Raw genomic sequence first — 23,166 nt, forward strand, 5'->3', positions numbered from 1 at the left:
GTCAGTGCAGGTTGGGCGCGCGGGACAACAGGCGAGACTCGGCCATGATTGCGATCAACAGATCAATCTGGCGGGTCAGAATATAGGTGGCCTCGCCCGCACGCCGCAGAGCGTCTTGGTCGGCTTCCATCTCGATCAACTGAAAAAGCGCCGCACCGGGGCGGGGCAGGTCGGGCGTACGCAACAAGCGTTTGAGATCGCGCTTGCGGCTATAATCCTGCACTCCGAAACGTGCGGCGCGCACCAAAAGCGGCGGGCGGCGCAACGCTTCGAGCGTCTGGCGCAGGTCTGGGATAAGCGGGGCGGTGATGGGCGCGGTCATGGCGATCTCCTGTCAATGATGGGGCACACCATGACTCAACCTATGCGTGTGTTGCGCGCGCCGGGGTTCCAGCGTTCGCCTTGCAAGGATTTGTTTAGGAAGTTTAAGGAATTCTTTCCTCTGCCCGATTTATTAACGAACGGGTAATCAAAGCAACTCACGGTTGTATGAAACGGACGCGCCGGTTAACCGCGGTGCTATCTGGGGGAACACATGAATTCGACCGCACCGGTCTTGGCGGATCTGCCCGCCTGGCTGCCTGACCACGCCCGGCTATACCTGCGCCATGTAGAGCAGGGCGTGCCAATCCGGGCGCTTGCACGGGCCGAAGGATGCGCTGCCTCGACCATTTTGCGCCGCGTGCGCCGGATCGAGGCACGGCGGGATGATCCGCTGGTCGATGAAGCATTGGCACGGCTCGGCCAGAGTGCCGTTCAAAGCGCTGCCAATGAACCTGCGCCCCCCCCTGCAACCGTCCCTGATAAGGACGAACTGCCCATGACTGCCCCCTTCCGCCCCAGCGAAATCCCCGCCGATGAAACGACCCTGCTGCGCGAGGCCAAGCGCATCCTGCGCCGTCTGTGTGAACCCACCGCGCTGCTCATTGTCGCGGCAGATATGGACAAATCGGTGGTGCTGCGCGGCACGGTGCGCACGGCGGTGCTGGAACGCGCCGTTGCGCAGGCGTTTGCGCTGAAAGACTGGATCGAGGTGGCGCATGTGGGCCGCGTCACCAGCTATCGCGTAACGCAGGCAGGGCGCGCGGCGCTTAAGCGTTTACTCGAACAAGATCAACCTGTTGTCGGTGAAAGTGAAGACGACGCGCAGCCCTTTGGTGCCCAACATCGCAGCTTTGATACGCGCGAAACCGTTGCGCCCGATGGCCAGCGCCGCCGGATGCGGGTCAACCTTGCCGAAAGCCCTCTGGGCGTGCTGGCGCGGCGGCGTGACAAGCATGGTGCGCCGTTTCTAAGCGCCGAGTTGGTCGCCGCCGGCGAGCAGCTACGCGAGGATTTCGAGCTGGCGCAGATGGGGCCGCGCGTCGGGCAGAACTGGGAACGCTTTTTGACCGGTGGCGGCGGGCGCGGGCAATATCGTCCCGATCTGACGCAAGGTGGTGGCGGGTCGGAGCGCGCGCGTGAACGCGTTGCCCTAGCGTTGCGTGATCTTGGGCCCGGGCTTGGCGATATGGCGCTGCGCTGCTGTTGCTTCCTTGAAGGGTTGGAGACAGCAGAAAAGCGGCTGGGCTGGTCGGCGCGCTCGGGCAAAATCGTGCTGCGCATCGCTTTGCAGCGCCTCAAGCAGCATTATGACGAAACCTATGGCGGCGCGAGCCCGATGATCGGATGAGGGGAGAGAGGGGCGCTGCCCCTCTTTGCTGCGCAAATTCACCCCGGGATATTTAGGTCAAGAGGAAGATCATAACGCGTTTACTTCCTCTTGACGAAAATATCCCGCGGGGGTCCGGGGGCGCGAAGCCCCCGGCGCTCGTCATTTGGCGATACGATCCAGAATCCGCGCCCAAGACCGGATGCCTTTATGAAAGCTTTTCACATCGTATTTCTCGTTGGGCGAGTGGATTGCGTCATCATCATTGGCAAACCCGATCAGCATCGCATCCATCCCCAGGATCGACTTGAAGTAATAGGCAATCGGGATCGAGCCGCCCATGCCGGTGATTACGGCCTCACGATCCCATTCATCCGACAGCGCCTGACGGGCCTGTTCGAATTCGGGGCGGTCGGTGTTCATCACCGCAGCCGGCGCACCATCAAGATCGTTATCCCAGCTGATCTTGGCATCGGTGGGCAGTCGGGCTTCGACATGGGCGCGCAGGACTTTGCGCACATGATCGGGGTCCATATCGCCCACAAGCCGGCAGGTGATCTTGCAATGTGCCTCTGCGGGGATCACGGTTTTCGACCCTGCACCCTGATAACCGCCCCACAATCCGTTGATTTCCAACGTCGGGCGCGCCCATTGCTGTTCAAGTGCGGAGTATCCCGCCTCGCCATGCGCCTGTGTCATGCCGACGCTGGACAGATACTCATACTCGTCAAAGCCGCAGGTTTTCCACGCGTCTAGCTGCTCGGGCGCGACTTCGTGCACGCCGTCATAAAAGCCGTCAATCGCAACTCGACCCTGATCGTCGTGAAAGCTGGCGATGATCTTGGAAATCTCGCGCAGCGGGTTCAGGGCGGGGCCGCCGTAATGGCCAGAATGCAGATCAATGCGCGGCCCGCGCAGAGTAAACTCATCCTTAAGCATCCCGCGCAACTGACCCGCAATCGAGGGCACACCGGGTGAGACCATCGAGGTGTCGCAGATCAGCGCCAGATCGCAGGTCAATTCTTCGGCATTGTCTTTCATGAACGGGATCAGCGAGGGCGAGCCTGATTCCTCTTCGCCCTCAAGGAAGATCGTCAAATTGCCGGGCAGGGTGCCATTTACCGCTTTATAGGCACGGCAGGCTTCGATGAAGGTCATCAACTGACCCTTGTCATCGGACGCGCCGCGCCCCCGGATCACGCGCCCCTTGGGAGTGTCCTGAATCTCGGGCTCAAACGGGGGGGTATCCCACAGCTCCAGCGGGTCAACGGGCTGCACATCATAGTGGCCGTAAAACAGCAGACGCGGGCCTTCGCCCCGGTGATGTGCCACCACCATCGGATGGCCGGGCGTGGGGCGAAGCTCTGCCTCAAAGCCAAGAGAATTCAATTCCTTGACCATCCATTCGGCGGCGTCTTTCGTTTCGGATTTATACGCGGGATCGGTGGAAATAGAGCGGATGCGCAGCAGATCAAACAGCCGCGTCATTGCGTCTTCCAGACCGGAATCGATTTCGGTTAGCACGTCGTTCAGACCCATTCGGACCTCCTTTGTTTTGCCATAGCGTAAGGCGCCACGCGGCACTGTCCAGAGCGGCTGACGCGAGGGTGTGACAAATTGTGTAAAATGAATGTTTGCTTTTCGCACATCTTTTAGACATTTTCACCCCTCGAGTGAGGAATTTGACATCAGTCAAAGTAACGCTTGTTTAGTCTCTCTAGGACTAACCCCAGCGAACGGAATAGCAAGGGATGCGCAAGATGGATTATGACAAGGGTCTCGATCAGGCGATTGGCAAGCTGCACGCCGAGGGTCGCTACCGCGTCTTTATCGATATCGAGCGGGAGAAGGGCGCATTTCCAAAGGCCGTCTGGACCAAGGAAGACGGCACCCAGAAAGACATCACCATCTGGTGTGGCAACGACTATCTCGGGATGGGTCAAAACCCGGTCGTTCTGGACGCAATGCATGAGGCGCTGGATGCCACGGGCGCAGGCTCGGGTGGCACGCGCAACATCTCGGGCACCACGGTGTATCACAAACGTCTGGAAACCGAGATCGCCGATCTGCACGGCAAGGAACAGGCGCTGGTGTTTTCCTCGGCCTATATCGCCAATGACGCAACGCTGAGCACCTTGCACAAGCTGTTTCCCGGCCTGATCATTTATTCCGACGCGCTGAACCACGCCTCAATGATCGAGGGGATCAAGCGCAACGGCGGTGAAAAGCGCATCTTTCGCCACAACGACGTGGCGCATCTGCGCGAATTGCTGGCCGCTGATGCCCCCGACGTACCCAAACTGATCGCGTTTGAGTCGGTCTATTCGATGGATGGCGATTTCGGCCCGATTTCCGAGATTTGCGATCTCGCCGAAGAATTCAACGCGCTGACTTACCTTGATGAGGTGCACGCTGTTGGCATGTATGGCCCGCGCGGGGCCGGTATTGCCGAAAAGCTGGGCGAGATGGATCGCATCGACATTTTCAACGGCACGCTGGGCAAGGCATTTGGCGTGTTTGGCGGCTATATCGCGACCAGTGCCAAGATGGTGGATGCGGTGCGTTCCTATGCGCCGGGCTTTATCTTTACCACTTCGATCCCGCCAGCAATTGCAGCGGGTGCGGCGGCCTCGATCGCGTTTCTCAAGACGGCGGCGGGGCAAGAGCTGCGTGATAAGCAGCAGCTCCACGCCAAGGTGCTGAAAATGCGCCTGAAAGCGATGGGGATGCCGATCATTGATCATGGCAGCCATATTGTGCCGGTGATCATTGGCGATCCCAAGCACACCAAGGCGCTTTCGGACATGCTGCTTGAGGAATTCGGCGTCTATGTGCAGCCGATCAACTTCCCCACCGTGCCCCGCGGGACCGAGCGTTTGCGTTTTACTCCCTCGCCGGTGCACGACCTTGGGATGATCGATGGATTGGTCAAGGGCATCGATCAGCTCTGGTCGCGTTGTGAGCTAAATCGCGCCGAAGCATCAGCTTAACCGATTTCTGCAGGTGCACGGCTCTCCTGCTTGTGATAAGTCTTTCTTAATCGAAGTGGCTATATGCCGCGAATCGAGTCAGGCAAAACGGGCAAAAAATTGGGGCAGGGACAAGCGGCATGATCGGGCGGAGGGCGAAACCTTCGACGCAGGACGACGCTAAGCCGAAGGGCTTTGACGATTTCGAACTGCGCCTAGGCGATGTGATGCGGGGTGAGCGTGCAACGCTTGCGAAATCGCTTCTGGATGTTCAGCGTGAGCTGCGCATCAAAGCTGCCTATATTGCTGCCATTGAAAGTTGCGATATTGAGGCCTTCGATACGCCCTCGTTCATCGCAGGCTATGTGCGCTCTTACGCGCGCTATCTTGGCCTTGATCCCGAATGGGCGTTCCAACGGTTTTCAACCGAATCCGGCTATCAACCGATTCACGGGATGTCATCGGCAGCCTCTGGCCCCAAACCGCAGCGCCATCCGAGTGATGTGGCCCATGCTTTGGCCAATCCGAACGCAACGTTTATCCCCAAGAAGAAGGCGCTTTGGTCGCAGATCGAACCGCGCGCCGTTGGGTCACTGATGGTTCTGGCCCTGATCGCAGGCGGGATTGGCTACGGTGGCTGGACCGTCTTGCAAGAGGTGCAGCGCGTGCAACTGTCCCCGGTTGATCAGGCTCCCGGTGTGGTGGCCGATCTTGATCCGCTTGATTCGGTGACGCAGGTCGCGCAAACCGACACGCTGCCCGACACGCCCCAGCCCGAGGCAACGGACCGCATTTATCGCCCCGCTGCGCTGGATGCGCCGGTGTTGATTTCGCGCGATGGGCCGATTGCCTCGATTGATCCGAACGCGACGAATGGCTTGCTGCGTCAAGCTGCGGGCGCGATTGCCCCCGATCTGACGCCGAATTTCTCGGGCGTTGCGCCGGCTCAAGTGGCGAGTGCCGCTGGCCCTGAAGGCGACATCCAGTCGGCTGTTGCCAAAGCGCTTGGCGCGGATGCGCCGCAGGTGGTGGTGATGGCTGTGCGCCCGTCTTGGGTGCGCATCAAATCCGCCGATGGCGCGACGATCTTTGAGAAAGTCATGGATGCGGGCGAACGTTTCGCGCTGCCCAAACTGGCCGAAGCGCCCAGCATGCGCACAGGCGAATCCGGCGCGATCTATTTCGCGGTCAACGGTGTGACGCATGGCCCGGTTGGCAAGCGTGGCGAAGTGACCAAGAACATCACGCTCTCGCCGAGCAATCTGGATGACAGCTATCCGGTCGCCGATCTGGGGCAGGATAAGGATCTGGCCAAGATGATCGCGGTGGCCGATGCTGGCCCGATCAGCGCCCAGTCCGAGGCCGCGCAGCAGTAAATAGCCGCTCACAATTGGTGCCCAAGCGTTGCGTCCGCGCAGGGCTTGGCCTATGTCTGGGGCGAAATCCGCAAAGGAGGGGGCGATGTCGCTCAACCCGGTGCGCCCTTGGCGCAATATCTACCGCCGCAAATCTCGTCAGATCATGGTTGGCAACGTGCCCGTGGGGGGCGATGCGCCGATCAGCGTGCAGACGATGACCAATACCGACAGCTCGGATGTGCGCGCGACGCTTGATCAGATCATCCGCGCCGCCGATGTGGGCGCTGATATCGTGCGTGTCTCGACGCCTGATGAATCAAGCACCCGTGCGCTGCGCGAGATTTGCCGCGAAAGCCCGGTGCCGATCGTGGCTGACATTCATTTCCACTACAAACGCGCGATTGAGGCGGCCGAGGCGGGCGCGGCCTGTCTGCGCATCAATCCGGGCAATATCGGTGATGCGTCGCGCGTGCGCGAGGTGGTCAAGGCGGCCAAGGATCACGGCTGTTCGATCCGCATCGGCGTGAACGCGGGCAGCCTTGAAAAGCACCTGCTGGAAAAATACGGCGAGCCATGCCCCGAGGCGATGGTGGAAAGCGGTCTCGATCATATCAAGCTACTGGAAGATAACGACTTTCACGAGTTCAAGATCTCGGTGAAGGCCTCGGACGTGTTCCTCGCCGCCGCCGCCTATCAAGGGCTGGCCGAGGCCACCGACGCGCCGATCCATCTAGGGATTACCGAGGCAGGCGGGCTGGTCTCGGGCACCGTGAAATCGGCGATTGGTCTGGGTAATCTGCTGTGGATGGGCATTGGCGACACGTTGCGCGTCTCGTTGTCGGCGGATCCGGTTGAAGAGGTCAAAGTCGGGTTCGAAATCCTGAAATCACTTGGCCTGCGCACCCGTGGTGTGCAGATCATTTCCTGCCCAAGCTGCGCGCGTCAGGGCTTTGACGTGATCAAGACCGTCGAGGCGCTGGAGCAACGTCTGGAGCATATCAAGCAACCAATGAGCCTGTCGATTATCGGCTGCGTGGTGAATGGTCCGGGCGAGGCGTTGATGACCGATCTTGGCTTTACCGGCGGTGGCGCCGGTTCGGGGATGGTCTATCTGGCGGGCAAGCAAAGCCACAAACTGTCCAACGATCAGATGATTGATCACATCGTGGAACTGGTGGAAAAACGCGCCGCCGAACTGGACGCCGCCCAAGACGCCGCCGAATAACCGCACGAAAAAACCGCAGACCTTTGTGCCTGCGGTTTCTGATCGGGTATACGGGGGGCTTGGCCCCCCGTTTTCGTTTCGCGCTTACTTGTCGGCTTTGGCCTTGCGCTCTTCTGCCACGATCTGCGCCATCGCCGCTTCGGGCGCATAACCGCGCAGCAGTTGATCGCCGATTACAAAGCCGGGTGTGCCCGAAATCGCCATGCGTTGCGCAAGTTGGTAATTGGCGCGCAGCACGTCGCTGACGGAGTCTTCATTCATCCGCTTGAGGATCGCATCGGCGTCCAGCCCCTGATCCTTGGCCAGCTTGCTCAGGCTTCCGACGGTGAGATCGCCGCGCATGCTCATCAGCGCGTTATGCACCTTTTCATAGGCCGCATCGCCATCAAGCTGCTGCACCGCGACGGCAAAGCGCGAGCCCAGTTCGGATTGCTGCCCGAGGATCGGGAACTCTTTGATAATAAAACGGATATTGCCATCATTCTTAAGCAGGTCATTGACCTCGCCGAACGCTTTTTTGCAATAGGTGCATTTGTAATCGGTGAATTCCACGATGGTGATATCGCCATCGGGATTACCACCGACCCAGCTATGACCATCCTCGAAAATGTCCTTGGCGTTGGTCTGGATCAGTTGCGCATCATTATCGGCCTGCTGGGCGCGCTGCTTGGATTCCAGCTCGTTGATCGCCTCGACCAGAACTTGCGGATTGGCCATCAGATAGTCACGCACCGCGTCACCGAACTGGGCTTTTTGCGGCGCGCTCATTTTTGAGAAATCGAAGTCCTGCGCGGGCGCGGCGCTGGCAAGCGCGGCAAAGGCCGTGGCGGCCAAAAGGGTGCGGAGCATCGGGCGTTTCCTTTGTTCGGTGCTGTTGCGCGTCAAACTGGCCTTTTGCGCGCGCAGGTTCAAGGGTTAGTGACAGCGGCTGGACGTTACAGCGCATTGACGGGGCAGGGCGCAGGGCCTAACCCGCCCCCGATCAGTCACGAAAACGGGAGAAACACCATGCGGCAGTCGAAACGGGGTCAGGTCGAGCCTTTTCTTGCGATGGATGTGATGCGGCTGGCGGCTGAGGCCGAGGCCGCCGGGCGTGACATTGTGCATATGGAGGTCGGCCAGCCCGCCACGCCCGCGCCTGCCGCTGCGCGCGCCCGTCTGGCGCAGGCGCTGGAACAAGAGGCGATGGGCTACACCGTGGCTTTGGGCCTACCCGAGCTGCGTGCGGGGATCGCAGCACTTTACAAGCGTTGGTATGGCGTCGATCTGGACCCGGCGCGGGTGGTGATCACCTCGGGGTCTTCAGGGGCGTTCTTGCTGGCCTTCACCGCGCTGTTTGATGCGGGCGACAAGGTGGGCTTGGGCGCGCCGGGCTATCCCAGCTATCGCCAGATCCTGAAGGGGCTGTCGATCGAGCCGGTAAGCATTCCGACCGAGGTGCAAAACCGCTATCAGCCCACGCCCAGCGAAATTCCCGACGATCTGGCCGGGTTGATCGTGGCCTCTCCGGGGAACCCGTCTGGCACGATGCTGGGTGCAGAGGAGCTAGAGGCGCTGATGACCCATTGCGCCGCGCGCGACATCGCCTTTGTGTCCGACGAGATCTATCACGGGCTGCAATATGACACCCGCGCAGTCTCGGCGCTGGAGATTTCCGACGATGTGTTTGTGATCAACAGTTTCTCGAAATATTTCTCGATGACGGGCTGGCGCGTGGGCTGGATGGTGGTTCCCGAAAGCCATCTGCGCACCATCGAGCGCCTCGCCCAGCATATGTTCATCTGCGCGCCCCATGCCTCGCAGATCGCAGCGCTTGGCGCACTCGAAAGCCTTGACGAGATGGAACAAAACCGCGCCGCCTATGCGCAAAACCGCGCGATGATGCTGGAGGAGCTGCCCAAGATGGGCTTTTCGCGCATCGCACCGCCCGACGGGGCGTTTTACATCTACGCCGATGTGTCGACGCTTACCGAGGATAGCGCCGCTTTCGCCGCCGAGATTTTGGCGAGTGCGGGCGTTGCGGTCACGCCGGGAAGGGATTTCGACGCCGAGCGTGGCGCGACCACGATCCGGCTGTCTTACGCGCAATCGCCCGAGCGCATCGCCGAAGGGCTGAAACGTCTCGCGGCGTTTATGGCCGCGCGCTGAGCCTTTGCCCCTTGCGCGCCGCCTCGTTATAGTGGCGCGCAAAACAACAGGGCGGCATGAAGGTTGGCGACGGGCATGATCAGGCAGATTCTTATTCTTCTCGCGGCGGTTTGCGCGCTGGCGGGCCCGAGTTTCGCGCAAACGCCTGCGCAGGGGCTGTCGGCGCTGGCGCAGTTGGACCCTGCGCGTTCCAAGATCAGCCAAGGCGGCGGGCAGACCGATATCGCGATTGGGATCAGCCAGCCGGTGCCCTATCGCGCCTTTCTTCTGGCCGATCCTTATCGGCTGGTGGTCGATTTCCGCGAAGTGAATTTTACCGGCCATGATCCCAAGGCGCTGCTGGGCCACGCCAGCACGGTGACCGATCTGCGCTGGGGCGCATTTCGCCCCGGTTGGTCGCGCATGGTCGCCGAACTGTCGCGCCCGATGGTGCTGGTCTCGGCCGAGGAGCGCAGCGGCGACAATCCACAAATCCGGCTTGCGCTGCGCTCGGTTCCTGCGGCCGATTTCAAAGCGGAGAAAGGCGCGGCCGATAGCGCGCTTTGGGGCTTGCCCCAGCCTGCCGAGGTTACCGCCCCCCATCGTCGCCAGGACGGATCGCGCCCGCTGAAAGTCGTGCTTGATCCGGGGCATGGCGGGATTGATCCGGGGGCCGAGGACGCAGGCCTGCACGAGGCCGACATCGTACTAAGCTTTGCGCGCCAGTTGCGCGACAAGATGCGCCGCGCGGGGATGACGGTGGTGATGACGCGCGATCAGGACGTGTTCGTGCCGCTGGAAACGCGCGTTACGGTGGCGCGCGCGGCGGGGGCAGATTTGTTCATTTCGCTGCATGCGGATTCGATTGCCGAGGGCTGGGCCTCGGGGGCTGCGATCTACCGTCTTGGCGATCACGCCGAGGATGAGGCGACGCGCAAGCTGGTCGCGCGCCATGATCGCGATGACATTCTGGCCGGGGTGGATCTGGACGGGCAGGGCGATGAGATTGCCAAGATCCTGATCGGCATGGCGCGGCGCGAGACCCAGCCGCGTTCGGTTCGTCTTGCACAAGTGCTGGCGGGGGCGATCAAAAGCGACGGGCTGCGGATGCACAAACGCCCGGTGCAGGGGGCGAATTTCTCGGTGCTGAAATCGCCCGATATTCCCTCGGTGCTGATCGAGCTGGGGTTTTTATCCTCGCAATCCGACCGCAAGCGCTTGCAAGACCCCGACTGGCGCGCGCGCATGGCCGAAGCGATCACCAAGGGCGTTCTAAGCTGGGCACAATCGGATGCCGCCGAGGCAAAACTGCTGCGCCAATAGCGGCGCAAAACGACGTTGACGCGCGGGCATCCGCGCATCGGGCGAAGATGTGACCGCCACCCCACTTCCCGATTGCGTGAATGCGCATTACTTTGACCGTCACGTAAACGCGATGTATAGGCAGGGCAAACCGGGGCGAACGGCGCCCCTTGCGAGGAATATCTCTTGGTTCGATTCGTTCTCAGCTCCATTGGTGGTGTGTTTTCCTGGGTTGTGACCGGGCTGGTTTTTGCCGCGCTCACCGTCGGGGCGATCTTTTGGATATACTCGCGCGATCTGCCCAGCACCGACCAGTTGGCGCAATATCGCCCCAAGACGATCTCGCGGATCTATAACGGCAATGGCCGATTGATCGACGAATTCGCCGAGCAGCGCCGCCTGTTCGTGCCCAGTCAGGATATTCCCGATCTGGTGAAAGGCGCGTTTATCTCGGCTGAGGATAAGAATTTCTACCACCATCCCGGTTTTGATCCACGCGGCATTGCCTCGGCGATGATCACGGCGGTGAAGACGGGCGGGCGCGATGTGCGCGGGGCCTCGACGATCACGCAACAGGTGACGAAAAACCTGCTGCTATCCTCGGATCGCAAGATTGAGCGCAAGATCAAGGAATTGATCCTGTCCTCGCGCATCGAAAACGTCCTAAGCAAAGATCGCATTCTCGAACTCTATCTCAACGAGATTTATCTGGGACAGAACTCTTACGGGGTGGCGGCTGCAGCGCAGACCTATTTCGACAAGACCCTGTCGGAATTGACCCCCGGCGAGGCCGCCTATCTGGCTGCTCTGCCCAAGGCCCCCGCCGCGCTGCACCCGGTGCGCAATATGGAAAAGGCCCGTCTGCGGCGCAACTACGTGCTACGTCGGATGTTTGAAGATGGCAGGATCGACAAGGCGATGCTTGATAAAGAGCAGGCCTCGCCACTCAAATCCGTGCAGAATGGCGACTACCCGCCGTTCCGCGAGCAACTCCCGCCGCGCGACTATTTCACCGATGAAATCCGCCGCCAGCTTTCCAAAAGTTTCGGGCGTGAGGAATTTTTCGGCGGAGGTCTGACGATCCGCGCGACGGTAAACCCCGATTTGCAGGCGCTTGCGGGCAAGGCATTGCAGCGCGCGCTGGAACGTTATGACCGTGGTCGTGGGGTCTGGCGCGGAACGGGCGCGAAGATAGCGCAAGACAAGCTGGGCGATGAGGCCACTTGGCGCGCCGCGTTGGCCGATGTGCCCACGAATAAAGCGCCGCGCGATGTCGTGGGCTGGCATCCTGCGGTGGTGCTGGGATTTGAGGGCAACTCGGCGCGCATCGGCATCGAGGGCATCAAAGACGACGCCAATGGCCACTGGATTCCGCCCGAGGACGTGACTTGGGCGCGCAAGCTGAACGCCGATGGCAAGTTGGGACCGCGCGCGAAAAAGGCGCAAGACCTGCTGGAAACCGGCGATGTCGTCGAAGTGCGCGCGATGACCAAAGACAGCGACGGGTCGTTCATCCGCTGGACCTTGCGCCAAGTCCCCAAGGTCGAAGGCGCGTTCATGGCGATGGATGTGAATACCGGGCGCGTTCTGGCGATGCAGGGCGGGTTCTCGTATCAATCCTCGGTGTTTAACCGCGCCACGCAGGCCGAACGCCAGCCGGGCTCGAACTTCAAACCCTTCGTTTACGCCGCCGCGCTTGATAGCGGTTTCAGCCCCGAAACGATTGTGGTTGATGCCCCGATTGAGGTGAACACACCCCAAGGTATGTGGCGCCCGAAAAACGCGTCAAACCGCTATTATGGCCCGACGCCGATGCGCACCGGGCTTGAACATTCGCGCAATCTGATGACGATCCGCATCGCGCAGGAAATCGGCATGGACACGATCGCTGCCTATGCCGAAAAATTCGGCGTCTATGACGATATGCGCGAGTTCCTCGCCAATGCGTTGGGCGCGCAGGAAACCACGATGTTCCGGCTGATCTCGGCCTATGCGATGTTTGCCAATGGTGGCGAGCGGGTTGAACCGACGCTGGTGGACCGCGTGCAAGACCGCTACGGACGCACGATCTATCGCCATGACACGCGTACCTGCGACACTTGCAATGACCCGAACCTCCCCGAGGGGCGCGGCCCCCACATCACCAGCCACCGCGAGCAAATCATCGACCCGATCACCGCCTATCAGATGATCTCGCTGATGCAGGGCGTGGTGAAACGCGGCTCGGGCAAAGGCGTGAACCTGAACGTGCCGGTCGCGGGTAAAACCGGCACCACCAATGACGCCAAGGATGTCTGGTTCACCGGCTTTACGTCTAACATCGTGGCCTCATGCTACATGGGCTATGACAACCCGCGCTCGCTTGGCAAACACGCCTATGGCGGCACGCTGTGTGTGCCGGTGTTCAACGAGTTCATGAAAGAGGCGGTCAAGGATTTCGGTGGCACCAACTTCAAGGTTCCCCCGGGCGGCACTTGGGTCAAGTTCAACCGCTACACCGGCGAGCGCCTGTCTGACAGCGCCACGGGCGAGTTCGTGCAGGCCGAATATCTGCGCCCCGGTCAGGATATGTCGGGTCTGGGCGCGCTGGTCGTGGATGGCGGCTTTGGCATGGGCGTGAACCTGCCACTCTTTTCGCAAGGGCAAAGCGACGAAGGTGGCCAGACTATCACCACCTCGACGGGCAAAACCAAGGTGATCCCGAAAAAGGCCGATTTCGGCACGCTCAGCGCGGGCGGGCTGTATTGAGTTGGGCGCGCGCCCGGCTCCCCCTCTTCCTCTTGATCAAAATATCCCGGGGGCGGCGCGGCACGCGCTGGGGGCAGCGCCCCAGATGCGCGCGCGGCGCTTGCAGCCTCGCCCCCGATTTCGTATCACCGCGCCAAGAGTTTCAAAGGATGACCCATGCGCGCCGAGACGCAAAATATCGCCGATGCGATCCGCAAATCCCTGACGCTGCTGGGCCAGCGCATGGATCTGGAAACCACGCCGCACCGGCTTGAGGAATTCAACGCGATGATTGAGGATCCCACCTTGTGGGACGATCAGGCGCGCGCGCAAAAGCTGATGCGCGACCGCCAGCAATTGCTGGACAAATATGAGACCTACACCCGCATCAATCAGGAACTGACCGACAATGTCGAGCTGATCGAGATGGGCGAGATGGAGGGCGATGACGAGATCGTCGCCGAGGCCGAAAAATCGCTGCGTATCCTCAAGGAAGAGGCCGACACGAAAGAGCTTGAGGCGCTTTTGGATGGCGAGGCGGATGGCAACGATACGTTCCTCGAAATCCATTCCGGCGCGGGGGGCACGGAAAGCTGCGACTGGGCCTCGATGCTGGCGCGGATGTATGTCCGCTGGGCCGAGAAAAAGGGCTATGAGGTCGATCTGCAATCGGAAACGGCGGGCGACGAGGCGGGGATCAAATCCGCGACCTATAAAATCACCGGCCCCAACGCCTATGGCTGGCTGAAATCGGAAAGCGGCGTGCATCGTCTGGTGCGCATCAGCCCCTACGATTCGGCGGCGCGGCGGCATACCTCATTCAGCTCGGTCTGGGTCTATCCGGTGGTGGACGACAATGTCGAAATCGAAGTCGCGCCCAACGATATCCGCATCGACACCTATCGCTCGTCGGGCGCAGGCGGGCAGCACGTCAACACCACCGACTCGGCGGTGCGTATCACCCACATGCCCACCGGCATCGTCGTGACATCTTCGGAAAAATCGCAGCACCAGAACCGTGACATCGCGATGAAAGCGCTGAAATCGCGCCTCTACCAGATGGAGATGGACCGCCGCAACGCGGCCATCAACGAGGCGCATGAGAACAAGGGCGATGCGGGTTGGGGCAACCAGATCCGCTCGTATGTCTTGCAGCCTTATCAGATGGTGAAAGACCTGCGCACCAATTACGAGACCTCCGATAGCCAAGGGGTGCTGGACGGCGATCTGGACGGGTTCATGGCCGCGACCCTTGCGCTGGGGGTCGAGGGAAAAAGCCGCGCCGACGCGCAGGCGGAAGACTGATCACATGGCGGCGCGGGTTTATATCACCGGCGCCGCTGGATCGGGCACCTCATCGCTGGGGCGCGAATTAGCGCGCGCGCTGAACGTGCCCCATCTTGATACCGATAGCTATTTCTGGGCCCCGTCAGAGCCACCCTTCACCCAAAAACGCCCCGTTGAGGACCGTCTGGCGCTGATTGCCGCCGATCAGGTCGCGCAGAGTATTGATGGCGGCTGGGTGCTATCCGGGTCTTTGGACGGTTGGGGCGAGCTGGCGCTTGGCGGGTTGGATGCGATCATCTTTCTGACCGCGCCCACGCCGATCCGGCTGGCCCGCTTGCGCAAGCGCGAGGCCGAAAAGTTCGGTGCGCGCATCAAGCCGGGCGGCGATATGCATCACAACCACATCGCGTTTTTGAAATGGGCGGCAAGCTATGACGAGCCGTATTTCTCGGGCCGCTCGCTGGCGCGCCACCGCGAATGGCTGGTGGGACGCTTGGAACCGGTGATCGAGGCACCGGGCGCGCAGGATCTGGACGCCCTTGTGGCGCGCTGTTTGCAACGCTTGCGATGAAACCAAGCGCCGCGCCGCTGCGTATCCTTTGCGGCAAAAGGAGCGACGGGCATGGATTTTAGCGGAAAACGGATATGGATTGTGGGCGCAAGCTCGGGCATCGGGCAGACTTTGGCACGCGAACTGTCGCGGCGCGGGGCGCTGCTGGTGCTGTCGGCGCGCTCGGTTGAGCCGCTTGAAACGCTTGCAAGGGAACTGGGGCAGGGCGAGGTCGTGCCGGTTGATATTTCCGACCCCGAAAGTCTGGATGACGCGCGCGCCGAGATCTTGGCCAGCGGCAAGTTGGACGCGATGATTACGACTGCGGCGCTCTATGATCCCGGCCATGTTGATCAAATCGAACGCGACAGCGCGCGCAAGTTGGTTGAGGTCAATCTGCTTGGCACGCTGTGGTTTGCCCAAGCCGCCAAGGGCTTGCTGCGCGAGGGCGGGCAATTGGTGCTCTTCGGCTCGGTCGCGGGCTATTTCGGGCTGCCCAAGGGGCAGCTTTATTCGGCGTCCAAGGCGGCGGTGATCAATCTGGTTGAGTCGCTGCGCGTCGAATACGCACCCGAGATCGACGTGCGGCTGATCTCGCCCGGCTTTGTGAACACGCGCCTGACGGAAAAGAACGATTTCGACATGCCCTTCGTGATGGAGCCCGACGCCGCCGCGCGCCGGATCGCAGACGGGCTGGCGGGCACCGCATTTGAGACGCATTTTCCGCGCCGCCTGACTTGGGGGCTTAAGCTGCTGCAACGCCTGCCGTATCGGCTCTCGCTCTGGTTGACTGGGCGGATGTGATGCTGCGCTGCAGCGTTGAATTCTCTCGACAGATCACGGCTTCGTGACGCAACCTGTTGCCACGCGCTTTTGGGAGAGGGCGTGCGTAATCAGGGAGAGAAAAATGCCTCAAGTGATGTCTCAGCCATCGGAACTGCCGCAGTTCCGCGATGTCTCGGTATCGGAAATTCCACAGATTTTGCGCGCCGGATTGCGGGATTTCATGCGCGCGCCTGCCTTTGGGCTGGCCTTTTCGGGGTTTTACGTTCTGGGCGGGATCATCTTGTATATGGTGTTCGCCGCAGAGGGCCAGGAATGGTGGCTGATCCCGTTCGCGCTGGGGTTTCCGCTGCTTGCGCCGTTTGCCGCGATCGGGCTGTATGAGGTCAGCCGCCGCATCGAAGTAGGCGAGCCGCTGATCTGGGGCGAGGTGATCTCGTGTTGCGTCTCGCAGAAGGACCGGCAAATTCCCTCGATGGCGATGCTGATCCTGATGATGTTCATGTTCTGGGTGTTCTTCGCGCATACGACATTTGCGCTGTTCATGGGGCTGTCGGCTTTTACCAATGTCAGTTCTTCCCCCGAGATCCTGTTTACCGGGCAGGGCTTGGTGATGCTGGCGGTTGGCTCGCTGATCGGCGCAGGCTTTGCGCTGGTGCTGTTTTCCTTCACCGTGGTCGGATTGCCGCTGTTGATGGAGCGCGAGATCGACATCATCACCGCGATCATCACCTCAGTGCGCGCGGTTGCGGCCAATCCGGTGTCGATGGGCGTGTGGGGTTTGGTGATCGCGGGTAGCCTGTTCATCGGTATGGTCCCGATGTTTCTGGGGCTGCTGATTGTGCTGCCTGTGCTGGGGCATGCAAGCTGGCATATGTATCGCCACCTCACCACCTGACCGAAACGGCTGTAGCAAACGAGAAAGGGCAGCCCGAGAGCTGCCCTTTTTGCATTCCCGCGAGAGGGGCGCTTAATTCGTGTCCGGTGCTCCGGGGGCAGCTCCCTCAGCCCGAGGCGGGGCCAGCTTGGGCGTGCCTTGGCCGGTTTGCAGCGGGTCGTCCTGACGCTGAACCGAGCCTTCGAAATGCGCACCGCTTTCGATCGCGATGGTTTTGTGGATGATGTCACCTTCGACCCGAGCGGTCGAGGTCAGACGCACTTTCAAACCGCGCACGCGGCCCACGACACGGCCATTGACGACAACGTCATCGGCAATGATCTCACCCTTGATCGTGGCGGTTTCGCCCACGGTCAGCAGATGCGCGCGGATATCACCTTCGACCACACCCTCGATCTGGATGTCGCCGCTGGTTTTCAGATTGCCCGTTACGGTCAGATCCGACGACAGCACCGAGGGCGACGGTTTCACGCGCGGCGAAGACGAAGGGGCAAACTCGCTGGACGCAGGGCGCGCGGGCGGCGGCGTTGTGCTACCGGTCGCGGCGTGTTTGTCGGTTTCAGTACCCGGCTTGGTTCCGGGCTCGTGGATTTTGCTTTTAGAAAACATTCTTGCCAGCCTTGATGAAGGTCATCGGATTGATTGCTTTGCCACTGATCCGAATTTCGTAGTGAAGATGCGGTCCAGTGGAGTGTCCGGTAGATCCCATATCAGCAATCCGCTCGCCTTGCGACACCTTTTGACCGCGCTTCACGCGGATTTTCGACAGGTGCCCATAGCGGGTGGTGATACCGAACTCGTGACGGATCTTGATAAGGTTGCCATATCCGCGCTCCCACTCGGCTGCGATCACAACTCCGTCAGCAGGCGCGTAGATCGGCGTTCCGGTGGGCGCGGCCATATCGACGCCCTCGTGCATTTTGCCCCAGCGCCGGCCGAAGGGCGAGGAAAAGCGGAAATGCGCCTTGACCGGCATTGCAAAGGGCAGCTTGTCGACCGCGATGCGATACATGTTCATATCGTCAAGCTTGCGCAGGATATCTTCGGCGCGCGCGGTGTCACCGCCCAGATCCGCCGTGCCTTTGCTGGAAAGCGAAATCGTGTTGAGCGGCCCGCCCGTGCCCGAATAGCCCTTTTTGATCTCCGCGAGCACATGATTGGGGTCCATGCCCGCTTGCTTGAACACTTTATCAAGCGGTGCCATCGAGATTTTCACCGCCCCTTCCAGCGTGGTAAAGATCTCGTCGTTGCGCTCTTCCATCAGGCGCTTTTGCATCGCGATGCGGTCCACGGCGATCTGGGCTGCCTTGGCATCGGCGTTTGCGCTGTCGCGTTCCTGCGCGGTCTGCCCCAAGGCGGCACTCAGGAAATCGACCGTTTTCGCCATGTCCTGTGCGCGTGCGGCCTGCGTGGCGCCGCCATTGGTGCCCACGCCTTCAACCTTGGCCAGCTTGGTGCGCGCATCGTCACGCTCATCCATCGTGCGGCGCAGCGTGGATTGGATCACGCCGATCCCGGTTTCCAGCTCGCGCTTGCGCTCTTCAGATGAAAGCAGCGCCGATTGCATTTTCGACACCTGCGTCATCGCCGTTTGGAACCGATCCTGCGCTGCCAGCGCCTCGGCTGCGCGCGTGTCGCGTTCTTTTGAAAGCGTATCGAGACGGCGTTCAAATGCGGCTTTGGCGATTTTCTCGTTCTGCGCAGCCCCGCCCGAGGAAATACCCTCGATAAACAGCATCGACGTGGCCACTGTGGCCCAAGCAAACAGACCCGCGCCAATCGCCAGCACACTGGCCTGCGTCAGCGGTCGCAACCGCACGAAACGCGTCGCGCTGTCGGATTTCAAGAACAGCCGCTGTTCAGGCAGCCAGCGCTCTAGGCGCGTATTCAGGCGGTCGAGAATGCGTCTGGGCAAGCCGTCGATCCTGTTTTCTGGTTTTCGTGCGAAATGACCCGAGGGCCGCGAACGGGGGCGGTAAGGGCTCCTCCGCCCTGTGGATGAACCACGCCGCCAATATGCTTAGGGAAGTAGCAAGTGCGATCGGATCGGGCAACCGCTTTCGCGGGGGCATCTGGTCGCAGTTCCCTCACGCGACCGAGATCGGCGGTTTTTCGCCGAAATTTTGGCGTGATTTGGCGTGTTTTTCCTGCAATCTCACGGGGTTGTCACGTATGCGCGAAAGCTCGCTGTCCCGCGCATTTCATCGCGCTAAGTGCCAGCGCGCACGGCTTCCAGCACCTCGGCGGCGTGCCCTTTGACTTTGACCTTGGGCCAGACCCGCGCAACGCAGCCTGTGCCGTCAATCAAATAAGTCGCGCGAACTATGCCCCAGAACGTCTTGCCATACATGGATTTTTCGGCCCAGACACCATAGTTTTCGCAAGTCTCGCCTGCGTCATCCGAGGCTAGATAAATCCCCAGATCATGTTTGGCGCAAAAGTTCTCGTGCTTCTTGAGGCTGTCCTTAGACACCCCGATCACTACCGCACCCGCGCTTGCGAATTCATCCGCGAGATGCGTGAAGTCCAGTGCTTCGGTGGTGCAGCCCGGCGTGTTATCTTTGGGGTAGAAATACAGCACCACCGCTTTGGGGCGCGCCTGCGAGAGCGTCAAATTGCCCTCGGGCGTGATCAGTTTGGCGCCCTCAAACGCGCCGCCTCCGGTTGCGGGAAGGGTGAAATCGGGCGCTTTTTTGCCAAGTTCGATCACGTCTTTATCCTCCGATGCAGGTTGGGGCTTACTTTTAAGCCGGGCTTGAGTGATTATTAACCACGAGGCAGGAAGGTGGGGCAAGTCAAACACCTTCACCTGCGAGCGCGCACACCGCGCGACTTGTTTAAGGTGGATGCTAAGGAGACGCCCCGAAGAATGACGATGGAGCAAGACACGCCCCAGTCCCAAAAGCGGGAGCTGTCGCGGGTGCCTGACGGGCGCGCGCCGGGTAGTCATGTGTCTGACGACAACATTAAAGATGCCACGCAATCGGTTGAAGATAAACTGAAAAAGCCAGCTTACGGCCGCAGTCGAGGTAAGTTCGGCCTGACGCTTTTGCTGCTTGGCCCCTTTGTGGCACTCGCGGCCCTTTTCGCCTATCTCGCGATCACGCATCGCCCGCTTTCTGCTCCGAAATGGATCGTGAGCAAGCTGGAAACCCGTGCCAATGCGGCCCTTGAGGGGCGGTTGAAAATAGAGATTTCCGGCGGCATTGACCTTGTCGTCACCGAGGGGCTTCGCCCCCGTATTCGCGCGCGCATGGTGCAACTGGAACGCCCCTCGGGCCTGCCCATTGCCCTGCTTCCCGAACTGCGCGCAACGCTGTGGAACGAGCCCTTGCTAAGGGGCAAAATTGAGCCGCGCTCTTTCACCATTAGCGGCGCAAGCCTGTCGCTGCATCGCTTGCCAGATGGGCGGCTTGATCTGGATTTGGGCGGGGGCGAGATGTTTAGCTCGCTTTCTGCGAGCAGCGCGTCCGAGGGCGTGGAAGCGCTCAAACGCGTCTTTGACGTGCCCGCGTTGCGCAATCTGCGCACGATCACTGCGCAAGACATTCAGCTGCGCATGATGGATGAGCGCCTTGATCGCGTTTGGCGGGTGTCGCAGGGCAATATCAAACTGGTGCAGAACGCGCAGGATCTATCGGTCACGCTGGGCTTCGATCTGGGGGATACCGGGCAGGTGCCGGGGCAAAAACCCGCGCAGGTGGCCGTTTCCATGACCGCGCAAAAACAAGGGCTTGAGGCAAGCTTTGGCGCCGCGATTACCGGTTTGCCTGCGCGCGATCTGGCCGCGCAATCGCCCGCTTTGGCCGCCCTTGGCGTGCTTGATGCGCCGATTTCGGGTGCGCTGCGTTCGGGGCTGGATGAGGCGGGCACGCTCACGGGGCTGAATGCGATGCTGCAGATTGGGTCGGGATCGATCAAGCCCGCTCCGGGTGTGCAGCCAATCCCGATCCAGTCGGGCAAGCTGTATCTGAGCTACGATCGCGCCCAACAACGCATCGCGCTAACCGATCTTGCGCTGGACAGCCGTGCGGTGCGCTTACGTGCCAGCGGGCAGATGTTCTTGCGCGATATCAAAAATGGCATTCCGCAATCTCTACCCGGTCAGATCGCGATTTCCGATCTGCAACTTGACCCTCAAGGCCTGTTTGAAACGCCCGCGCGGTTCTCGCAAGGGGCAGCGGATTTTAAACTTTCGCTTGATCCGTTCCGCATTGATCTGGGCCAGCTTGAGCTGACCGACGATAACACGAAAATCTCGGCTAAAGGATTTGCGGCGGCGCAAAGCGATGGCTGGCGAGTCTCGCTTGATACCGGGATTGATCAGATCGACCAGACCCGCTTGTTGCAGCTTTGGCCGCCTGCTTTGGTGCCAAAGACGCGCGAATGGGTGGAGAAAAACGTCACCACCGGCCAGCTGCGCCGCGTTCATGCGGCGGTGCGTTTGCAACCCGGCGAAGAGCCGCGCGTGGCGCTGAATTACGAATTTCGCGGCGCGGATGTGCGCGTGGTGCGCACGTTGCCGCAAGTGCAGCAGGGGCGCGGATACGCCACGATTATCGGCTTTCGTCAGGCGCTTAAGGTCGAGGAGGGCCATATCACTGCGCCCTCTGGCGGGCGGGTCGAGGTGGCCGATACCCAGCTTGTCGTGCCCGATATCCGCATCAAACCCGCGCCTGCGGTGGTGACGCTCATCACGCGCTCACCGATCCCCGCGGCGCTGTCGCTGCTAGATCAACCGCCCTTCGAGTTTCTGAAAAAGGCCGGGATGGGCACCGATATTGCGCAAGGCTGGGCCGAGGCGCGCTCGGTGATCAAGCTGCCGCTCAAACCCAAGGTGCCCGCCGATGAGATTGGCTTTGACGTCACCGCGCGCCTGACCGAGGTCAAAAGCGACACGCTGGTGCCGGGGCGACCGCTGCGCGCTGATAAGCTGCAACTGCGCGCGGATAATGCGGGCATGGTGATTTCGGGCAAGGGAACGCTGTCGGATGTCGCCTTTGATGCCGCGTGGGATCAGCGTTTTGGACCTGCGGGCAAGGGCCATTCCAGCGTCAAAGGCTTTCTCGAGGTCACGCCCGCCGCGCTGCAAGCCTTTGGGGTGGGGCTGCCCTCGGGGATGGTACGCGGCAAGGGCTGGGGGTCAATCGCGCTGAAGTTGACGAAAGGCGCGCCGACGGTGTTTGATTTCGCAAGTGATCTCAAAGGGGTGCAGCTATCGATTCCGCAAATTGGCTGGTCGAAAGGCGCTGCGTCTCGTGGCACGCTGGCGCTGTCGGGGCGACTTGGCAAGCCGCCAGAGATCTCCAAGATTGCCTTGGATGCGCCGGGGCTGAGCGCACAAGGGGCGCTCAGTTTGACGGCGGCTGGTGCCTTGGCGCGCGCGAAGTTTTCCGCGCTGAAGATCGGGAATTGGTTCACCGGGAGCGCCGATTTGGTGGGGCAAGGCGCTCGACGGCCCCTCAATGTCGAGGTGCAGTCCGGGCAGCTCAATCTGGCCAAGGCAGATCTGGGGCAGGCTGGGTCTGGCTCTGGCGCGGGGGGCTCGAAAATCTCGGTCGCGCTGGATCGGGTGCAGGTCACGGATGGCATCGCGCTGACCGGGTTTCGCGGCAATTTCACCACGCGCGGTGGTTTTTCGGGGCCGTTTCAGGCGCGGGTGAATGGCGCAAGCCCGATTGCGGGAACGGTGGTGCCTGCCAAGGGCGGGCGCTCGGCCGTGCGAATTCAGACGGGCGATGCGGGTGCCACGCTGGCGGCGACGGGGATATTTGCCAAGGCGCGCGGCGGGCAGGGTGTGCTGGTGCTTAATCCGCTGGGGCAGAAAAGCTATGACGGTCAAGTTCAGGTCAAGGATTTGCGCGTGAAAGACGCCCCGGTTCTGGCCTCGCTGCTCTCGGCGGCCTCGGGCGTTGGTTTGCTTGAACAGCTTGGCGGTGAGGGCATTTTGTTCAACACCGTGGACGGGGCCTTTCGCTTGACGCCCAAGGGGGTCAGCGTCACAAGGGGCTCGGCTGTCGGGGCCTCGATGGGGGTGACGATGACGGGCAACTACTATCCGCAAAGCGGGAGGCTGGAGATGAAGGGTGTGATCTCGCCATTTTATCTGATCAACGGGATCGGGCAGATCTTTGCCAAAAAGGGGGAGGGGCTGTTTGGTTTCTCCTATTCTTTGCGGGGCAGTGCGACGCAACCCAAGGTCTCGATCAACCCGCTTTCTGTGCTGGCGCCGGGGGCCTCGCGTGAGCTATTCCGCTCTGCGCCCCCGCCGGTGTTGAGCGAGTAAACG

Annotated in this window: 18 protein-coding genes; 12 read left to right on the forward strand and 6 right to left on the reverse strand. The window is 61.0% G+C overall.

Annotation, left to right across the window (positions count from 1 at the left end; translation table 11 throughout):
- Position 1: 1 nt before the first annotated feature.
- Complete coding sequence (locus DT23_RS10240; protein WP_051697211.1) at positions 2 to 322, reverse strand: DUF6477 family protein; 321 nt, start codon at positions 320 to 322, stop codon at positions 2 to 4.
- 213 nt (positions 323 to 535) lie between these two features.
- Here DT23_RS10240 and DT23_RS10245 point away from each other — a divergent pair, with 213 nt between their 5' ends.
- Positions 536 to 1,672 carry a DUF6456 domain-containing protein gene (locus DT23_RS10245; RefSeq protein WP_038130951.1) on the forward strand — a complete coding sequence of 379 codons (1,137 nt, stop codon included), beginning with the start codon at positions 536 to 538 and terminating at the stop codon, positions 1,670 to 1,672.
- A gap of 141 nt (positions 1,673 to 1,813) precedes the next feature.
- On the opposite strand, the gene DT23_RS10250 is transcribed toward DT23_RS10245, so the two are convergent.
- On the reverse strand, positions 1,814 to 3,190 hold the full coding sequence (locus DT23_RS10250; protein WP_038130952.1) for a dipeptidase: 1,377 nt from the start codon (positions 3,188 to 3,190) through the stop codon (positions 1,814 to 1,816).
- Between the two features lie 221 nt (positions 3,191 to 3,411).
- Between DT23_RS10250 and hemA the strand changes: the two genes are divergently transcribed.
- The 3 genes from hemA to ispG all read left to right on the forward strand — a co-directional run bounded on the left by hemA (position 3,412) and on the right by ispG (position 7,203).
- Entirely contained in the window at positions 3,412 to 4,641 is a 1,230-nt protein-coding gene (gene hemA, locus DT23_RS10255) for a 5-aminolevulinate synthase (protein WP_038131140.1), read from the forward strand.
- Between the two features lie 119 nt (positions 4,642 to 4,760).
- Complete coding sequence (locus tag DT23_RS10260) at positions 4,761 to 5,996, forward strand: helix-turn-helix domain-containing protein (protein ID WP_038130953.1); 1,236 nt, start codon at positions 4,761 to 4,763, stop codon at positions 5,994 to 5,996.
- Between the two features lie 85 nt (positions 5,997 to 6,081).
- A complete protein-coding gene (gene ispG / locus DT23_RS10265) occupies positions 6,082 to 7,203 on the forward strand; it encodes a flavodoxin-dependent (E)-4-hydroxy-3-methylbut-2-enyl-diphosphate synthase (protein ID WP_038130955.1) in 1,122 nt (373 codons plus the stop codon).
- Positions 7,204 to 7,287: 84 nt separating this feature from the next.
- Here ispG and DT23_RS10270 read toward each other — a convergent pair whose 3' ends face one another.
- On the reverse strand, positions 7,288 to 8,052 hold the full coding sequence (locus DT23_RS10270; RefSeq protein ID WP_038131141.1) for a DsbA family protein: 765 nt from the start codon (positions 8,050 to 8,052) through the stop codon (positions 7,288 to 7,290).
- A 159-nt stretch (positions 8,053 to 8,211) separates the two neighbouring features.
- Here DT23_RS10270 and DT23_RS10275 point away from each other — a divergent pair, with 159 nt between their 5' ends.
- From DT23_RS10275 to DT23_RS10305, 7 genes are all read left to right on the forward strand, one after another.
- Positions 8,212 to 9,351, forward strand: a complete 1,140-nt coding sequence (locus tag DT23_RS10275; RefSeq protein ID WP_038130957.1) for a pyridoxal phosphate-dependent aminotransferase — start codon at positions 8,212 to 8,214, stop codon at positions 9,349 to 9,351.
- Between the two features lie 75 nt (positions 9,352 to 9,426).
- Entirely contained in the window at positions 9,427 to 10,653 is a 1,227-nt protein-coding gene (locus tag DT23_RS10280) for an N-acetylmuramoyl-L-alanine amidase (RefSeq protein ID WP_038130958.1), read from the forward strand.
- 165 nt (positions 10,654 to 10,818) lie between these two features.
- On the forward strand, positions 10,819 to 13,380 hold the full coding sequence (locus DT23_RS10285; RefSeq protein ID WP_038130960.1) for a penicillin-binding protein 1A: 2,562 nt from the start codon (positions 10,819 to 10,821) through the stop codon (positions 13,378 to 13,380).
- Positions 13,381 to 13,536: 156 nt separating this feature from the next.
- Positions 13,537 to 14,664 carry a peptide chain release factor 2 gene (gene prfB, locus DT23_RS10290; protein WP_038130961.1) on the forward strand — a complete coding sequence of 376 codons (1,128 nt, stop codon included), beginning with the start codon at positions 13,537 to 13,539 and terminating at the stop codon, positions 14,662 to 14,664.
- Positions 14,665 to 14,668: 4 nt separating this feature from the next.
- Positions 14,669 to 15,217: an AAA family ATPase gene (locus tag DT23_RS10295; protein WP_038130963.1), complete on the forward strand. Its 549-nt coding sequence runs from the start codon at positions 14,669 to 14,671 to the stop codon at positions 15,215 to 15,217.
- Between the two features lie 51 nt (positions 15,218 to 15,268).
- The gene (locus DT23_RS10300; protein WP_038130965.1) at positions 15,269 to 16,000 is read left to right on the forward strand and encodes an SDR family NAD(P)-dependent oxidoreductase; all 732 of its coding nucleotides are present in this window, start codon (positions 15,269 to 15,271) and stop codon (positions 15,998 to 16,000) included.
- 103 nt (positions 16,001 to 16,103) lie between these two features.
- A complete protein-coding gene (locus tag DT23_RS10305; RefSeq protein ID WP_038130967.1) occupies positions 16,104 to 16,877 on the forward strand; it encodes a DUF2189 domain-containing protein in 774 nt (257 codons plus the stop codon).
- Between the two features lie 72 nt (positions 16,878 to 16,949).
- Here the strand turns inward: DT23_RS10305 and DT23_RS10310 are convergent, their stop codons facing one another.
- The 3 genes from DT23_RS10310 to DT23_RS10320 form a co-directional block, all read right to left on the reverse strand.
- Positions 16,950 to 17,486 carry a bactofilin family protein gene (locus tag DT23_RS10310; protein WP_038130968.1) on the reverse strand — a complete coding sequence of 179 codons (537 nt, stop codon included), beginning with the start codon at positions 17,484 to 17,486 and terminating at the stop codon, positions 16,950 to 16,952.
- Positions 17,476 to 18,792, reverse strand: a complete 1,317-nt coding sequence (locus tag DT23_RS10315) for a M23 family metallopeptidase (protein ID WP_038130969.1) — start codon at positions 18,790 to 18,792, stop codon at positions 17,476 to 17,478. The genes DT23_RS10310 and DT23_RS10315 overlap by 11 nt, the downstream gene beginning before the upstream one ends.
- Positions 18,793 to 19,086: 294 nt before the next feature.
- Positions 19,087 to 19,587 (reverse strand): peroxiredoxin, encoded by a 501-nt coding sequence (locus DT23_RS10320; RefSeq protein ID WP_038130971.1) that lies wholly within the window; start codon positions 19,585 to 19,587, stop codon positions 19,087 to 19,089.
- Between the two features lie 159 nt (positions 19,588 to 19,746).
- Here DT23_RS10320 and DT23_RS10325 point away from each other — a divergent pair, with 159 nt between their 5' ends.
- A complete protein-coding gene (locus DT23_RS10325; protein WP_051697212.1) occupies positions 19,747 to 23,163 on the forward strand; it encodes a hypothetical protein in 3,417 nt (1,138 codons plus the stop codon).
- Positions 23,164 to 23,166 lie beyond the last annotated feature (3 nt).

It is taken from the genome of Thioclava indica, from assembly GCF_000714545.1.
GTDB lineage: Bacteria > Pseudomonadota > Alphaproteobacteria > Rhodobacterales > Rhodobacteraceae > Thioclava > Thioclava indica.

Bases quoted from the DNA above. Each gene is read 5' to 3' on its own strand.
- DT23_RS10325 (WP_051697212.1), top strand. From the start codon at position 19,747: ATGACGATGGAGCAAGACACGCCCCAGTCCCAAAAGCGGGAGCTGTCG.
- DT23_RS10300 (WP_038130965.1), top strand. From the start codon at position 15,269: ATGGATTTTAGCGGAAAACGGATATGGATTGTGGGCGCAAGCTCGGGC.
- ispG (WP_038130955.1), top strand. From the start codon at position 6,082: ATGTCGCTCAACCCGGTGCGCCCTTGGCGCAATATCTACCGCCGCAAA.
- DT23_RS10245 (WP_038130951.1), top strand. From the start codon at position 536: ATGAATTCGACCGCACCGGTCTTGGCGGATCTGCCCGCCTGGCTGCCT.
- DT23_RS10250 (WP_038130952.1), bottom strand. From the start codon at position 3,190: ATGGGTCTGAACGACGTGCTAACCGAAATCGATTCCGGTCTGGAAGAC.
- DT23_RS10280 (WP_038130958.1), top strand. From the start codon at position 9,427: ATGATCAGGCAGATTCTTATTCTTCTCGCGGCGGTTTGCGCGCTGGCG.
- hemA (WP_038131140.1), top strand. From the start codon at position 3,412: ATGGATTATGACAAGGGTCTCGATCAGGCGATTGGCAAGCTGCACGCC.
- DT23_RS10310 (WP_038130968.1), bottom strand. From the start codon at position 17,486: ATGTTTTCTAAAAGCAAAATCCACGAGCCCGGAACCAAGCCGGGTACT.
- DT23_RS10295 (WP_038130963.1), top strand. From the start codon at position 14,669: ATGGCGGCGCGGGTTTATATCACCGGCGCCGCTGGATCGGGCACCTCA.
- DT23_RS10270 (WP_038131141.1), bottom strand. From the start codon at position 8,052: ATGCTCCGCACCCTTTTGGCCGCCACGGCCTTTGCCGCGCTTGCCAGC.
- DT23_RS10305 (WP_038130967.1), top strand. From the start codon at position 16,104: ATGCCTCAAGTGATGTCTCAGCCATCGGAACTGCCGCAGTTCCGCGAT.
- DT23_RS10260 (WP_038130953.1), top strand. From the start codon at position 4,761: ATGATCGGGCGGAGGGCGAAACCTTCGACGCAGGACGACGCTAAGCCG.
- DT23_RS10240 (WP_051697211.1), bottom strand. From the start codon at position 322: ATGACCGCGCCCATCACCGCCCCGCTTATCCCAGACCTGCGCCAGACG.
- prfB (WP_038130961.1), top strand. From the start codon at position 13,537: ATGCGCGCCGAGACGCAAAATATCGCCGATGCGATCCGCAAATCCCTG.
- DT23_RS10275 (WP_038130957.1), top strand. From the start codon at position 8,212: ATGCGGCAGTCGAAACGGGGTCAGGTCGAGCCTTTTCTTGCGATGGAT.